Origin of the sequence: Riemerella anatipestifer, assembly GCF_009663465.1 — a bacterium.
Classification (GTDB): domain Bacteria; phylum Bacteroidota; class Bacteroidia; order Flavobacteriales; family Weeksellaceae; genus Riemerella; species Riemerella anatipestifer_C.
Genome location: NZ_QXHU01000004.1, coordinates 116853 through 133038, shown reverse-complemented (window position 1 = coordinate 133038; position 16186 = coordinate 116853). Strand labels below are relative to the sequence as shown.

14 protein-coding genes are annotated in these 16186 nt (G+C 36.4%); 3 read left to right on the top strand and 11 right to left on the bottom strand.

Annotation, left to right across the window (positions count from 1 at the left end; all coding sequences use genetic code 11):
* Window position 1: 1 nt before the first annotated feature.
* The 7 genes from D1003_RS06785 to D1003_RS06755 all read right to left on the bottom strand — a co-directional run bounded on the left by D1003_RS06785 (window position 2) and on the right by D1003_RS06755 (window position 9632).
* Entirely contained in the window at window positions 2–1174 is a 1173-nt protein-coding gene (locus tag D1003_RS06785) for a hypothetical protein (RefSeq protein WP_153936236.1), read from the bottom strand.
* A gap of 85 nt (window positions 1175–1259) precedes the next feature.
* Window positions 1260–2591, bottom strand: coding sequence for a hypothetical protein (locus D1003_RS06780; RefSeq protein WP_014937693.1), 1332 nt, complete (start codon window positions 2589–2591; stop codon window positions 1260–1262).
* A gap of 14 nt (window positions 2592–2605) precedes the next feature.
* Window positions 2606–3292, bottom strand: coding sequence for a cytochrome c (locus D1003_RS06775; RefSeq protein WP_153936235.1), 687 nt, complete (start codon window positions 3290–3292; stop codon window positions 2606–2608).
* Complete coding sequence (locus tag D1003_RS06770; protein ID WP_004916120.1) at window positions 3285–3806, bottom strand: DUF3341 domain-containing protein; 522 nt, start codon at window positions 3804–3806, stop codon at window positions 3285–3287. Before D1003_RS06770 ends, D1003_RS06775 begins: the two co-directional genes overlap by 8 nt.
* Complete coding sequence (gene nrfD / locus D1003_RS06765) at window positions 3793–5190, bottom strand: NrfD/PsrC family molybdoenzyme membrane anchor subunit (protein ID WP_004916117.1); 1398 nt, start codon at window positions 5188–5190, stop codon at window positions 3793–3795. The genes D1003_RS06770 and nrfD overlap by 14 nt, the downstream gene beginning before the upstream one ends.
* Window positions 5191–5207: 17 nt before the next feature.
* Entirely contained in the window at window positions 5208–8258 is a 3051-nt protein-coding gene (locus D1003_RS06760) for a TAT-variant-translocated molybdopterin oxidoreductase (RefSeq protein ID WP_153936234.1), read from the bottom strand.
* A 24-nt stretch (window positions 8259–8282) separates the two neighbouring features.
* Window positions 8283–9632, bottom strand: a complete 1350-nt coding sequence (locus D1003_RS06755) for a c-type cytochrome (RefSeq protein WP_153936233.1) — start codon at window positions 9630–9632, stop codon at window positions 8283–8285.
* A gap of 215 nt (window positions 9633–9847) precedes the next feature.
* Here D1003_RS06755 and D1003_RS06750 point away from each other — a divergent pair, with 215 nt between their 5' ends.
* Window positions 9848–10384, top strand: a complete 537-nt coding sequence (locus tag D1003_RS06750) for an SPOR domain-containing protein (protein WP_153936232.1) — start codon at window positions 9848–9850, stop codon at window positions 10382–10384.
* 149 nt (window positions 10385–10533) lie between these two features.
* On the opposite strand, the gene D1003_RS06745 is transcribed toward D1003_RS06750, so the two are convergent.
* The 4 genes from D1003_RS06745 to aroQ all read right to left on the bottom strand — a co-directional run bounded on the left by D1003_RS06745 (window position 10534) and on the right by aroQ (window position 15170).
* A complete protein-coding gene (locus D1003_RS06745; RefSeq protein WP_153936231.1) occupies window positions 10534–12897 on the bottom strand; it encodes a penicillin-binding protein 1A in 2364 nt (787 codons plus the stop codon).
* A gap of 12 nt (window positions 12898–12909) precedes the next feature.
* Window positions 12910–13380 (bottom strand): gliding motility lipoprotein GldH, encoded by a 471-nt coding sequence (locus D1003_RS06740; protein ID WP_153936230.1) that lies wholly within the window; start codon window positions 13378–13380, stop codon window positions 12910–12912.
* On the bottom strand, window positions 13367–14641 hold the full coding sequence (locus D1003_RS06735; RefSeq protein WP_153936229.1) for a regulatory iron-sulfur-containing complex subunit RicT: 1275 nt from the start codon (window positions 14639–14641) through the stop codon (window positions 13367–13369). The genes D1003_RS06740 and D1003_RS06735 overlap by 14 nt, the downstream gene beginning before the upstream one ends.
* A 112-nt stretch (window positions 14642–14753) precedes the next feature.
* Window positions 14754–15170 (bottom strand): type II 3-dehydroquinate dehydratase, encoded by a 417-nt coding sequence (gene aroQ, locus D1003_RS06730; RefSeq protein ID WP_041320658.1) that lies wholly within the window; start codon window positions 15168–15170, stop codon window positions 14754–14756.
* Between the two features lie 108 nt (window positions 15171–15278).
* Between aroQ and D1003_RS06725 the strand changes: the two genes are divergently transcribed.
* A complete protein-coding gene (locus tag D1003_RS06725) occupies window positions 15279–15758 on the top strand; it encodes a heme-binding domain-containing protein (protein ID WP_153936228.1) in 480 nt (159 codons plus the stop codon).
* 6 nt (window positions 15759–15764) lie between these two features.
* The gene (locus D1003_RS06720; protein WP_153936227.1) at window positions 15765–16172 is read left to right on the top strand and encodes a thiol-disulfide oxidoreductase DCC family protein; all 408 of its coding nucleotides are present in this window, start codon (window positions 15765–15767) and stop codon (window positions 16170–16172) included.
* Window positions 16173–16186: the final 14 nt, after the last annotated feature.

Genomic DNA, 16186 nt, shown 5'->3' with positions numbered 1-16186 from the left:
ACTATTGTTTTTGTGTAGAATTAATTTTATAGTTTGTAATTTTCCAACTATTTCCGTCTGATTTAAGTGTATAAGTAACCTCTAATGCCGAAGTATTACCATTATTATCAGTTACATTGTAACTTGCATTTACTATTGCAGAGTTATCAGAACTAGATTGGGTTGAAATATTTTTTACTGTAATATTTTTCACAGATCCAAAACCAGATGTTGGATTAGAAAACTGGTCATAAGAACCCCATTTTGGATTTGAAGAAATCTCATAAGCTGCTCTTAAATTATTACTCCCCAAATTGTTTAAAAATTTGCTAACTACAGACTTAGGCTCAGCCTTAACTTTGGAAGTATTTTCTTTTGATTGAGTTATTGTTTCATCTTGTTGTTCTTGTATTTCTCCATCTATACTTTCTGTAGGTGTAGTTTCATCAACTACCGGCTGTTTTAAAACTTTAGAATTTATAGACATTCCTCGTCTTGCCATTTGTAAAAACTTCTGTGCCGTTCTTACAGTTACTTTAATATCTATTACTCCACCTGTTACTTTTTCTTGAGGGATAGATGCTAGGTTTACGTAAAAACCTTTAAAATTATTATCCGTCATCAGCCTTTTAGAAGTTAATAGCTTTATATCATTACTGTAAATCTCCAATGTTGTCTCTAACCCCGCATTAGAAAAGTCTACTAAATTACCTCTTGTATCTAGCAACCTTGGAACAACTTGTAAAGCCTTAGCTCCTAATACACTATCAACAGAAACAGGATTTATCTGTAAGCTAATAGACGAAGCCTTAACATCGTTGGGGTCTATAGCCGCAGGCTCTTGACTTTGGAAAATATTCATATTTCCTAAAGATGGCGGCGAGGTACTAGACCATTCTAACTCATTTTTAGCTGCTACTTCATTAGCCATCGCTAAAATTTCAGGCACTTTTTTACCATCAAGTAATTTTGACAATGCATTCAACTCTTGTATATCTCCATCTGCTTCTACTCCAAATGTTTTGAGAATGTAAAGTGCTTCATTGAACTTGACTTGCTCAAGCGTAGTTAAGGACGAGGACATATCATTGATGCTCGACTGAAATGCTCTTATGTTACTACCATCTACTTGCTCTTTTTTACAACCTGTAAAGAAGAGCAAGAAAAGTATTGGTAATAGTTTTAATTTATTCATTATTTAAGATTTATATCTTCACAAAAATAATAAAATCCCGACAAATACATCGGGATTTTCATTTTATTTTATAGTCCTTTTCTAATTAGAAAGGATATTCATAGATTTCAGATTCGTGTAAGTAAGGGTTTCCTTTAGGAATAAGTTTCATCTTAGAAAGTTGTGTCATAGTTACGAATACGAATAAACCTACTACAAACAAAACAGAACCTAAAACTAGCAATAGAACTGTAAAGTTATTCCAGTGAGGACCTACTGTTCCTGGCATTACCATATTGAAGTAATCCACAATGTGACCAATAATTACAACCACCGCCATAGTAGTTACCACTTTATAATTTCTCTTAATACTACTACTTACCATTACTAATAAAGGTATTAAGAAGTTAAGGATTAACATTGGCAAGAAAGTCGGTGCATAGTACTCAAATCTTCCAAAGAAATAATTTACTTCTTCAGGTACATTTGCATACCAATAAAGCATAAACTGTGCAAACCAAGTATAAGTCCATAGCATACTTGTAGCGAAAAGATACTTACCTAAATCATGTAAATGATTATCATTAAACTGAGGCAAGAAGCCTTTCTTCTTAAGGTAAACACTTACTAGGATAATAGCAGCTATAGCACTTGCTAAACAACTCACCATAGAATACCAAATATACATAGTAGAGTACCAGTGAGGATCTATAGACATTAACCAATCCCACGCCCATAATGCAGAAGCAAATCCGAAGAAAGCAATATAACCTACACTCCATCTATAAAGCATTTGGTAGTCTCTTAAAGATTTAGTCTCATCTACTTTCTTAGACATAGATCTAAGTTTCCAAGCGAAGAAAGAAGCTCCAAGTACATATATAATATTTCTTACAACATAGAAAGGAATATTCAAAAACTTCTTCTTTTCGTATAAAATAACATCAAAATGAGGACTGTTTGGATCTGTAAGTTCAGAATCCATCCAGTGAAAAAGATGCCCATTATGAGTTACATTTAAAATCATTATAATGATAAGAATCGCCCCACCGTAAGGAATGTAAGCTCCAATAGCCTCCATTACTCTAGTAATGATAATAGACCACCCTGCATGAGCCGCATGCTGAACTGAGTAGAAAAACATTACACAGCAACTAAGTCCGAAGAAGAAAACCGCCACAGAGTGAATAGCTGCTAAAGGCTGATTGTGCACTTGCATTTTTGCGTGTTCTAAATGAGTTGCATGATCCTGAGGACCTACAAGTTCACTAGAATGAGTAGGATTATGGTGACCTGAAGCATGTACTGCTTCCATCATATGCTCTATTTTAGCCTCATCTATTCCATGATTCATAAAATACCCTGCACCGAAAAGCACCAATCCCAAAATGATGAATACGATAGAATATAATCTTAATTTTGGTGAAAAACTATACATTTTCTTTAGTTTTATTATTTAGTATTGTTTTTTGTTTGATCTGCAGATGCTTCTGCAGGTGCAGGCAATGCTGCTCCTTTAAATGCATCCATTACATACATAGAAACTCTCCATCTATCACCTGGCTTTAGCTGCCCTGCATAAGACCCCATAGCATTTCTACCATAAGTTAATACATAGTGAACAGATCCTACTGTAATTTGTCTATCTGCATACTTAGGCACTCCCAAGTAAGCTCCAGATTGAACTATTGGTCCTTGACCATCTCCTGCTGTACCATGACAAGCAGCACAAGTTATTTCATATAAATGCTTTCCTCTTGCTAAATCTTTAGCTTTATTTGCTGGATTTAATGGAGACTCTACTATTGCTTTTGATGCATCATATCCTGCATTATACTCATCTGCCGTCATTGCAGCCCCAGGGGTGCTTTCTGCTAAACCTTCTGGATTTTGAGATACAGTTCCCTCTACTGTTGCTAAAGCCGTAGCACCGTTATTCTTAACAAAAGCAGGAATTTCATTCTCATGCTTAGAATAAGGATCTGCTGCTTTCATTAGCGGATCATAAGCCACTGGAAAATACATATCTGGGAAATACACCAACGGTGGATTTTCTTTAGGTCCGCAAGAATTCAAAACCATTGCTAACACACCAAAGATACCTGATAATTTAAAAATATTTTTCTTCATTTTAAGCATCTTTTACAGTTATTTCTTCTACTCCTGTATCTATAAGAAGTTGTTTAATAGTCTCTACATCAGAAGACACAAACTCCATCATAAACTTATCATCTGTCGTCCTTGGATCTGGGTTTTGTGGCTTAGCTCCTGGGTACATCTTATTTCTAAATAAGAAAGTAAGAGACATTAAGTGTGCCGAACAAAATACCATTAACTCAAACATTGGTACCACAAAAGCTGGCATATTATGAGCCCAGTCAAAAGCTGGCTTACCACCTATGTTTTGAGGCCAATCATGGTTCATAGTATACCACGTTGTAAGAGCTCCTATCATCACACCATAAACTGCGTAGATGAATGCGGCATCTGAAATTCTAGTTTTCTTTAAACCTAGTGCCTTATCTAAACCGTGTACTGGAAAAGGGGTATAAACCTCCTCTATTTCAATACCTCTTTCTCTGAAAGCCTTTACGCCGTGCATTAAATCATCATCATCGCCGTAAAGTCCGTATATTCTTTTAGTGGTGCTCATCTCCTTCTTTTGCTTTATAAGTTTCACCTGAAATTTTCAAAATACTCTTCAATTCAGCCTGCGCAATTACAGGGAATGTTCTAGCGTATAATAAGAACAATACAGAGAAGAATCCTATAGTTCCTAAATAAACGCCTACATCAATAATGGTTGGTTTAAACATTGTCCAAGAACCAGGTAGATAGTCTCTAGAAAGGTTAATAACAATGATATCAAAACGCTCAAACCACATACCTATGTTAATTACTAATGCAATAATAAATGTTGCAAAAATATTAGTTCTTACTCTCTTGAACCAGAATAATGCAGGAATCACTAAGTTACATATAATTAGTGCCCAAAATGCCCACCAATAAGGTCCTGTAGCTGCACCTGGCGTTAAGTATGCAAAGTCTTCGTAACGACTTCCAGAATACCAAGCGATGAAATACTCTGCTGCATAAGCCACAGTTACCATACCACCTGTAACGATGATAACGATGTTCATTATCTCAATGTGGTACATTGTAATGTACTCCTCTAAGTGGCATACTTTTCTAGCTACTAATAATAGAGTTTGTACCATTGCAAACCCTGAGAAGATAGCTCCTGCCACGAAGTAAGGAGGATAAATGGTTGAATGCCAACCCTTAATTACCGAAGTAGCAAAGTCAAAAGATACCGTAGTGTGTACCGAGAATACCAAAGGTGTTGCTAAGCCCGCTAACACAAGTGATAATTCTTCAAATCTTTGCCAGTGCTTAGCCTTACCACCCCAACCAAAAGCTAATATTGTATATATCTTCTTAGTAAATGGTGTTTTAGCTCTATCTCTAATCATTGCAAAGTCAGGAATAAGTCCCATAAACCAGAATACTACCGATACAGAGAAATAAGTAGAGATAGCAAATACGTCCCAAAGTAAAGGAGAGTTAAAGTTTGTCCAAAGAGAGCCAAACTGGTTAGGTAACGGGAACACCCAATAACCAACCCAAACTCTACCCATATGTATCACTGGGAAAATAGCTGCCTGAACTACCGCAAAGATAGTCATCGCTTCAGCGGAACGGTTCACAGACATTCTCCATCTTTGTCTAAATAGTAAGAGTACAGCTGATATAAGTGTACCTGCGTGCCCGATACCTACCCACCATACGAAGTTGGTAATATCCCAACCCCAGTTGATAGTTCTATTGAGCCCCCAAGCACCGATACCAGTACCAATGGTATAAGCTATACAGCCAAATCCATAAATGAATAACACTAAGGCTGCGTATAAAGACGCCCACCATAACTTACCTGCTCTTTCTTCTATAGGCTTTACGATATCTTCTGTAATATCGTGATAAGTTTTATGCCCTATAATTAAAGGTTCCCTAATTGGAGCTTCGTAATGTCCTGACATTTTTTACCTATTTATAATTAAATTTTATTTTCTTCTTCTTTTCTATTTCTAACTTTAGTATGATAGAATACATTCGGTTTAGTTCCTATCTCCTCTAGTAAGAAGTATCTTCTTTCATCTTTGAATAACTCTCTTACTTTAGAAGATTTATCATTCATATCACCGAAAGTCATAGCTCCTGTAGAACAAGCCTTAGAACAAGCCGTCTGGAACTCTCCATCTTGTACTTTTCTACCATCTTTCTTAGCTTCTAGAATTGTACTTTGTGTCATTTGGATACACATAGAACACTTCTCCATAACCCCTCTGGTTCTTACCACAACATCTGGATTTAGTACCATTCTTCCTAAATCGTTATTCATATTGAAGTCAAACTTATCGTTCAAATTGTAAGTAAACCAGTTGAATCTTCTTACTTTGTATGGACAGTTGTTTGCACAATATCTAGTACCAATACATCTGTTGTAAGCCATTTGGTTTTGCCCTTGTTTACCGTGAGAAGTCGCAGCTACTGGACAAACCGTTTCACAAGGTGCATGGTTACAATGCTGACACATCACTGGTTGGAAAATCACATCTGGACTCTCATTTGGTTGGATAAGAATATCATAAAGGTTAGGAACATCTAGACCTCTATCTAGACCTTCTTTAACCTCAATTTTTTCTTTTGCAGAGTAGTAACGGTCTATTCTCAACCAGTACATATCTCTAGACATTCTTACCTCTTCTTTACCTACTACTGGTGTATTGTTTTCTGCTTGACATGCAATTACACAGGCTCCACAACCAGTACAAGCATTTAAGTCTACTGATAAATTGAAGTGTGGACCATCTGTATCATCATAAGCGTCCCAAAGCGTAATTTTACCTGCTGGTAAAGCACCGTTGATAGTGTGGTATTCCAAAGGCTTATTCCAACCTTTAAGGTGGTCATCAAAAGGAACATTAAGGAAAGTATCTAAAGAAACTTCTCTAGCAATTTCATAACGCCCCATTAGAGTGTTTTGAAGCTGCATTCCAGCAAACTCATGCTCACCAGAAACTTTCTCTATTTTAACATTAGAAACCGCTAAGTTATATCCGTCAAATAAAGGATAAGCATTAACACCTGTCTCAGCTACCTTTCCTGAATCTTTTTTACCATACCCTAAAGCTAACCCTACAGAGCCATCAGCCTGTCCTGGTTGAATGAATACAGGTACATTTTCTATAGTAACTCCATTAACGGTAACATTAACTTTAGAACCGTCTAACTGCATTCTTCCGTTAAGTTCATTCTCTAATCCTAGTCTTTCCGCGTCTTTAGGAGATACCGTTAGATAGTTATCCCACGACAATCTAGAAATAGGGTCTGGTAACTCCTGTAACCAAGGGTTATTGGCTTGAGTACCGTCTCCCATAGAAGTTTTTGTATAAAGCACCAATTCTAAATCACTTGATTTGAATTGTGATAATTCTGCTACTGCTCCACTTGCATTACCACCTGCGTACGATAAAGTACTACCTACAGCAACACTATTAAATGCATTATATAAACCTTTATTGAAAGAAGTCTCTCCTAAAATAGTTGAGGCATTAGCCTTAAGATAAGCATAGTAGTTATTAGCAGGATGATTTTTACCATTAGTCCATACTAATAAAGACTCTTCTATTTGCCTTGATTTATAAATTTTCTGAATTGTAGGCTGCATTAAAGAGTATGCTCCTGTCTCAGGCATTATATCTCCCCAAGACTCTAGCCAATTAGCAACAGGAATAGCTGCTTTAGCTACTTGATACATCTCATCTTTCTTCTGTGTTACAGCTATATGATAAGGTACTTTCTTAATAGCTTCCTTAAGCTTAGCACCTGTTTTGTAAGAATAGATAGGATTAACATTATTAGAAATAAGCACCCCTACCTGACCAGAGTTAAGCCAAGTTACAAACTCATTAAATTTCTGAGTATTATATTCTTTTAGATAATTAGCCTTTCCTGTAAACGCTACAGAAGCTAATTTCTGGTTGATTAAATGGGCTAAAACATAAGCTGCTTTAGAACCATCTGCAAATACAACAGCTTTGCTACCTTTTGCCTTAAGTTCTGCAACAATCTTAGCAGCTACTTGGTTAGAAGTAGAACCATTAAGTCCGTTGTAAACCTCTACCAATGTCTTATACACTTCGCTAGGTTTCATTCTCAACCTAGTATCCGCGTTAGCTCCAGTAAGAGACATATTAGACTCCACCTGAATATGACGAAGCATATTAGCGCCTGGTTTTCTAGCAACTGCATAAGAAGTCTCTAAAGACCCTGCATTATAATCTCCTAAGAAATCTGCTTGGAAAGATACTACCAATTCAGTTTGAGACAAATCATAAACAGGTAATGCTCTTTGTCCGAAAACTTCCTCTGCGGCATCTAAAGCTGCTGCGTAAGGTATAGCATCATATGTTACTAATTCTGCATTAGGATATTTTGCTTTGAAATCGCCAAATAACTTCTTAAAAGTAGGACTCGCAAAAGAGTGAGATAGTAAAACAATTTTCTTGTTTGAAGCCTTAGCTTCCTCCAATCCTTTGATAACAAAATCATCTACTTTATCAAAAGTTTCATCTTTACCATCTAGCTTCGGCTGTTTTAATTTATCATTATCATACAGTGATAACAATCCTGCCTGAACTCTAGCGTTAGTTTTCCCCAAAGAACCTGCTACTGGATTCGGTTCTATTTTGATAGGTCTTCCTTCTCTTGTTTTTACCAAAACACTTGCAAAATCATATCCATCAAAGAATGAAGACGCAAAGTAGTTAGGCACCCCAGGAATAATATTATGAGGTTTTACAACATAAGGAATTGTTTTGATTACCGGAGACTCACACGCAGCTAAAGTAACCGCAGCAGTAGAGAATCCTAATAGCTTAAGAAAGTCTCTTCTACTCGTTCCGGAATTATTCATCTTATCATCATTGCCCAAGAACTCATCTACGGGAATTTCGTTCTGAAATTCCTTCTGAGCCAACTTATTATTAAGCGTTGGGTCTTTTAATTCGTGAATACTTCTGAATTGTATTTTATTTGAAGCCATTTTGATACTTCTAGTTTTCTGTTATTAATAATGACATTTACCACACTCTAGTCCACCGATAGCATCTACTGTAATTTTAGTGCCTTCGCCGTACTGCTTTTTCAACTTATCATGTAAGTTTTTGAAATACTCTTTGTTGTAATCGTTATTCATATCTACTTCTGTACTTCTATGACAATCGATACACCATCCCATAGTGAAATCATTTGCCATTTTAGCCACATTCATAGTATCTATAGCACCGTGACAGGCCTTACAAACCACATCTACATTTTTAGCCTTTTTAATCGCCGCTTCCCCTGCTACTACGTGCTGTGCGTGATTAAAGTAAACAAAATCTGGCATATTGTGAATTCTCACCCATTCCACAGGTTGAGTTTTACCTGTATAAGACTGAGTAGTTTCGTCCCAACCTACTGCAGCGTAAATCTTTTTAATTTCAGAAGTATAGAATTCTTTAGACTTACCTGGTTCAATGTAGCTACCTTTATATTCTGAAATGTTCTTATGACAGTTCATACAAACATTAAGTGATGGAATTTCTGAAACTTTACCATACTTAGCACTTGAGTGACACAACTGACAGTCTATCTTATTTTCGCCTGCGTGAATTTTGTGAGAGAAATAGATAGGCTGCTCAGGTTTATATCCCTTATAAACACCTACCCACATCAGCCAGTTCCAAACACCGTAAACCGCCAATATAGCCAGTACCGCTAAAACACCCTTACCTACATAATGATACTTCTGGTAAAGCTCTCCAAAAGATTGAGTTCTAGTCGCATTAAGTTCTGACAACTCGTCACTTTGGCTAAGTTTAACCAACTGTCTAAGTCTTAATAACAACCATACTAACAATGTCGCAATAAATAGTAATGATACCAAAACTATTGTAGAGTTAGTACGCTCCTGTTGTGCCTTCTTTATAGTATCTAAATTATTAGCTTCTGTTTCTGGACTAGGAGCAGGCTGTTCAGCCACAGGAGGATTTGTTGTATACGCTAAGATATCATCAATATCTTTTTCTGAAAGCCCTGGAAATGTAGTCATTTCCGTCTTGTTGAACTTTTCAAAGACTTCATTAGCATACTTGTCTCCCGATGCCCTGAGAGCCTTGTTGTCTTTTATCCACTTGTGTAACCAATCTGTACCTAACCCTTGTTCGGTCTGCAGTCTATCAACCACACCTCCCAGAGCAGGACCTACCATTTGTTTATCTAACGCATGACAGGCAGCACAATTGGTTTTAAAAAGCGTTTCCCCATTCTTTGGGTCGCCACTTGCAGCATCCTGTGAGTACACAGAAGCACTAGTTGATAGCAATAATCCTATGGCTATCAATCCCTTTTTGTAATGCTTTCTCCAACTAATCATTTATATAATCTTGGGTTATTAATAAAAATGAATTTTATATTCAGTTGGGCAAAAATAAGACATTAACACAAATTTAACAGACTAGAACTAATGCAAATTGTCATATTTAACTAATTTATAATTATTCTAAACTAATTATTAAGATTTAAGTGTAAGTTTTAGACTTGTATATTTTTTAGTTTTACTATTTTTGCCGAAGATTTTAACCAATTCAAATGAAAAGTTTAACGGATTCGATACTTTGTACCTCTTTATTTCTAGCATTTTCTTTTGGTAGTGCACAAAATACTATCATCAAAAAAGACACATTAGATGGTACAGAACTCAGTATTACTACAGATAAAAATATCAGCTCTCTTCTAGATAATTTGGAAAAAGGGTGTGCAACAAAGGAAGGTACGACGAAAAGAAATGAAAAATCTGATTACGCCTCCGCTTCTAACACGACAAACGCTAGTAGAAACCTATCTAACGCTGAAATTTGCAGAAAAAACCCTAGGATACTGGGATATAAGATACAACTCGTAGTAGTGAAAAGTAAGAACGAAGCAGACGAAGTAGCCCTATACTTTAGAAGAAGATTCCCATATATAAAAGTACAACTTGATGCTTCGCTTAGACCAAATTACAAAGTATTAGCTGGTAGTTATTTTACTAAAGAAGCTGCAGCAAGTGATTTGAGGAATATAAGAAGCTACTTTAAATCTGCTACTCCAGTGAAATACATGATTTTCTGTACTGACGCTCTTTAAAAAAGGTAATAACAAAATAAATAAAACTCGTTTTGAATAAGCTTCAAAACGAGTTTTATTTATTTAATAATAATCATTGTGTAAAGTAAAATGTTACTATATTACAAAAAAACGCCCCTTTTTTAGGAGCGTTTTTTTAAGATATTTTCTTATTGATTAAAATCTATTTCCTCTGAAGAGTTTAATTTCTCATTTATATTTTCTTCCCGCCCTGTAGAAGAGCCTTTAGGCTTAGCCTCTACTGGTTTAGGATTTCTTAACTCATCTAAAGTTTGTAGCCCTCCTTCGTCGCCATAGCCTCCCATACCTCTAAGATCATCACAACCATTCGTCCAATCCGAAGGTTTTACAAATTTTTCCTCTGGGGATATATTCAGACTCTTATTCGCCCATACTTTCTTCATAAATAGAGCCCATATAGGTAATGCCATCTTAGCACCTTGCCCTTCACCTGTACTCCAGAAGTGAGTATCTCTATCTTCCCAACCAACCCAAACGCCTGTGGCTAATTTCGGCACCATACCTATAAACCAACCATCTGAGTTATCGTTAGTTGTACCTGTTTTGGCTGCGATTTCAACACCTGCACTAATACCTTTTCTTCTTAGCTCTCCAGATGCTGTACCATAGGCAGCCACACCTTTCATCAAATCAATCATAGAATAAGCATACTTCTCATTCATTATTTCTTTTAACTCAGATTTTACTTCTGTTATTACCCTACCATTGGCATCTTCTATACGCCATATCATCTCAGGTTTCACATAGTTACCAAAGTTGGCAAAAGTACTATAAGCTCCTAGCATTTCGTATATTGTAATTTCGGAAGAACCTAGTGCAATTGTATTATTTCTAGGAATATCACTTTCAACCCCTAAATCTCTAGCTAACTGAATCACATTATCTACTCCCACAGATTCTATAAGCCTTGCAGCCACAGGGTTTTTGGAATGAGCTAAAGCATCTCTAAGAGTAAGCGAGCCTCCTGAACCTAACACTCTCCAACTTCCCTTTGTATATGTTGCATTGGAAATAGGAGTACAAGGCGTCATTCCCAAATTCATAATCGCTGCCGCATAAACAAATGGTTTGAACGTTGACCCCACCTGTCTTTTACCTTGTCTCACGTGGTCATACTGAAAATGTTGCCAATCTATACCTCCTACCCACGCCTTAATATCTCCAGTAGATGGATCCATAGACATTAACCCAGCCTGTGCAATTTGTTTATGGTAACGAATTGAGTCCCAAGGAGACATTTCAACTTCTTCCTCTCCATCCCAAGTAAATCTCGTTAGTTTAGTAGGCTTATGAAACTCCATAATGATGGAATCTTCTGGCATACCTGATGCTAAAAGCTGCTGATAACGTCCCGTACGCTTAACTGCTCTCATCATAATTCTATTTTGACGGTCTTTACTTACCTTATAGAACGGTCGACTAGGATTTCTTCTCTGCTCTGCATCAAAAGATTTCTGAAGTTGCGTTAAATGTTCTTTAATAGCTTCCTCTGCATATTTCTGCATTCTAGAATCCAGAGTTACATAAATCTTGAGCCCATCTCTAAACAAATTAACTGACTTACCTGTCTTCTTCTCATAATCTTTTAGATACTGAGCGATTTCTTTTCTAAGATAATATTTATAATAAGCAGAATTTCCTTCAGTAATATTTTTAATTGGAGTATAATTCACCACTAATGGCTGTGCTATTGCCTTTTCGTAAGTTGCTTGGTCTATATAACCCGTTTCTAGCATCTGCTTAAGTACCACATCTCTCCTCTTCTTAGCTCGTTCCTCATTACGAAGCGGATTATTAGCCACAGGTGCTTCCAACATCGCTACAAACATTGCTGCTTCTGGAAGTGTTAAGTCTTTAGTTTTCTTATTGAAGTAAATCTTCGACGCCATTTCTATACCATGAGCGTTGTATGTAAAATCAAACTTGTTGAAGTACATCGTAATAATTTCCTCTTTGGTATAGCGTTTCTCAAGGCTTACCGCCACTACCCATTCTTTTAGCTTCTGGGTAATCCTTCTAAACTTATTAGTAGACGCCTTTTTAGTAAATAAAAGTTTGGCTAATTGTTGGGTGATTGTTGAGCCTCCACCTCTATCACCTCCAAAACGAATAGCCCTAAGTATGGATTTTAAATCTATCCCTGAATGTTCCTTAAATCGCTCATCTTCTTTAGCTTGTAGAGCATAAATTAAATGAGGAGGCATATCCTTATAGGTAATAGGGTCTGTTTTCTCCATTTCAAATTTACCTAAAGTTACCCCATCTGAAGAGATAATCTCCGAAGCTACGTAAATATCAGGATTTTCTAAATCTTGTACATCTGGCATTTCTCCTAAAAGACCTTGAGAGGTAGCAAAAAATAAGCCTGCTACACCCACTACAAAGCCTACTAGACCTAGCCATATAAGTTTAACCCATTTTTTATATCCACTACTTCTCTTTTTTTTAGGCGGAAGAGGGAACGTCTGTTTTTTATTTTTATCAGAAGTCATTTTAATTAAATTCTATTTTGGTGATTGGATTGTTACCCCTATATCTTCTATTCCCTTTAAAGTATCTTTTCTCATCGCTTGTTTAAGCTCTATGTTATAGACTCCATTTTCGGGGAATTTATAATTAACTTTATATTGAAATAATGTTTCCTTTGTAGAACCAAAGCCACTACCTATCCACTCTCCAGTCGGCATTGCTAACACATAGTTTAGGGTATCTATTTGCCCTAAAACTTTATCCCCTTTACTCATCTTACTAATGAGGTAGAGGTTACTAAAAGGATAATCATTATTATTTCTTATAACAAAGATAATATTTTTAGGGTTCTGAGCATCTTTTATTTCAAATTCAAATTTCTGCGAGGTATTTTTGTGCCATACTCCACCAAGGCTGTTCATTCTCACTTCCTCATCTCCAAATAATGAGCAGGAAACCAAAGTGAATAACACCAACATCATCAAAAAAACATTAACCTTTGTCATTATCTGTATTCCTTGAGTTAGGTTTTCTTCTATTTTTATATTTTGAGCGAGTTTTCTTAGTCCCATCAGTTCCTACCTCTTTATTTGAATTATTTTGAGGATTTTTATTATTGTTCTGCGGTTTTATGCCTTCGTTATTTCTCTTCCTATTTTTTCGCTTGGCATTATCTTTCTTCTCAAACCTATCTATACGATCTTCTTGAATAAGATCTACATTGTGAACCTCTTTTGAATGTGTTTGGCTCTTCAAATCTTCCAGTGGTTGAGCTTGTTTCCCTTCTCTATTCTGCTTGATAAGCCTTTTAACTTCATCTACATCTAAATCATACCACATCATAGAGTTTTCCACATAAGCAAACCACATTTTCTTTTTGAAAACATCTATTTTTATACAAAATGCTTTACCTTTTTCTGTGTCAATAACAGTATTGGTAGAAGGGAATGCATCTAAAGCATCTAGATAGCTATCCAACTCAAAATTGAGGCAACATTTAAGTTTGCCACATTGCCCTGCTAATTTTTGGGGATTGATACTTAACTGCTGATAGCGAGCAGCATTGGTATTAACAGACCGAAAATCGGTAAGCCAAGTAGAACAACAAAGCTCTCTCCCACACGAGCCGATTCCTCCAACTTTAGAGGCTTCTTGGCGGTAGCCTATCTGCTTCATATCTATCTTAGTACGAAAGATAGTAGCATATTCTTTAATCAGTTGCCTAAAGTCTACTCTGCCATCTGCCGTATAGTAAAAAGTGGCTTTGGTACCGTCACCTTGGAATTCCACATCGGAAATTTTCATCTGCAACCTAAGATTTCTTGCTATTTTGCGAGCTTCTAGTTTAATCTCTTCTTCTTTATTTCTAGTGGATTGCCACACATCTATATCCTTCTGATTGGATATTCTGTATATTTTAAGGCACTCTTCAGGGCTAGCCTTCTTTTTTTTCATTTGGATTTTTACTAGCTCCCCTGTAAGGCTTACCACCCCTACATCGTGCCCTGGATTTGCCTCTACCGTTACCACACTCCCTATGCTAAGCGGGAGGTTATGAACATTTCTAAAAAAGCATTTCCTTTCGTTTTTAAATCTTACCTCTACAAATTCATTTTGGGAAGGTGCTGGTGGCTTTATATTTGAAAGCCAATCAAAAACACTTAATTTATAACTATTACCGCAGGTGTCTACACTAGCACACCCCGAGGCTGATTTTGTCCCACAAGTATGAGTAGAGTTTCCAGATGCTCCACATCCACAACTCATAATTTACATTTTTTAATTCCTGCAAATTTAATATAAATTTATTTCATAGCACTATTTCAGCTAGTAGCCCACCACATTTTTGGTGAAATACTAAAATTTATACAAGTGTAAGTTACATCAAATCCAAGACTGCCGCTACTGCCAGCTGATAGCCTTTAATACCAAATCCTGATAGAATACCATCTGTATAAGCTGCCGTAACGGACTTTTGTCTAAACTCCTCTCTTCGGTAGATGTTACTAATATGTACTTCTACTTTAGGCTTTCTAAGATTTTTAAGTGCATCGGCAATAGCATAAGAGTAGTGCGTGAACGCCCCAGGGTTAATCACCAAAGCATCGTAGTCTTCATTCTGAATTCTATTGATGATTTCTCCCTCTAGGTTAGACTGAAAATAATCTATTCTGTGTTTTACAAATTTTTCCTTCAAATTAGCCAATACTTCTGCCATAGAAGTATTGCCGTAAATTTCTGGCTCTCTAGTTCCTAAGAGATTGAGATTAGCCCCGTTAATAATCAATATTTTCATCATCATTCTAATTACTGGGGATAAACTTACAAAAAGTTTTTATAAAAACCATTTTACAGTATATTTTTTATAATTTTACCGCCTCAACTTATTAAAACTTATTATAGAATGAAAAAAGTAGCCTTAGCCCTGTTTGCTATAGGAATTATCCTTCAGTTTTTCCAAATAGACAAAACCAATCCTGCTGTGAACCAAGGAATGGATTTTACACAGATTAAAAAAATGCCAGAATCCACCGCAAAACTCCTTAGGAATGCGTGTTACGACTGCCACTCTAACGAGACCAAATACCCTTGGTACACCAACATACAACCCGTAGCTTGGTTGGTAAAAGAGCATATAGATGATGGCAGAAAACACCTCAACTTCTCCACATTTGCCACTTATAGCCCTGAAAAGCAAACCAGAAAAATAGAAGAGTCTATTGAAGAAATAGAAAAGGGAGGTATGCCACTAGAGTCTTACCTACTGGTACATTCTGAAGCAAAACTTTCTGATGGGCAAAAGCAAGAGTTGCTAAACTTCCTAAAGCAGTCTATTGGTAAGACCTCTGATACCAACACAAATGGAAACGAGGACGAAGATTAAAACGATATGAATTTAGATTTTTCTAAATATTACCTTTTTTACGACGGAGATTGTGGCGTCTGTAACCGATGGGTGCAATGGGTACTTAAGAATGACAAAAATGATAACTTTAGGTTTGTGGCACTGCAATCTTCCTTTGGGCAAAGTTTTTTAAAGGACAGAAATCTGCCTACCTCTAACTTTTCAACGCTTTATCTTTGGAAACCCAATGCATTTTACCTTACTAAGTCTGATGCCGTTATTAAAATAGGTCGTGTTTTGGGCGGTAAGTTTAGGCTGTTAAATATTGGCAAGGCTGTTCCCACATTCGTTAGGAACAAAATGTACGACCTCGTTGCCAAAAACAGAATGAATATTGCCCGTAAGCATTGTTTGCTCCTTTCTAGCGAAGAACAAAAGAAATTCATCAAATAGTAACCCCCTAAATC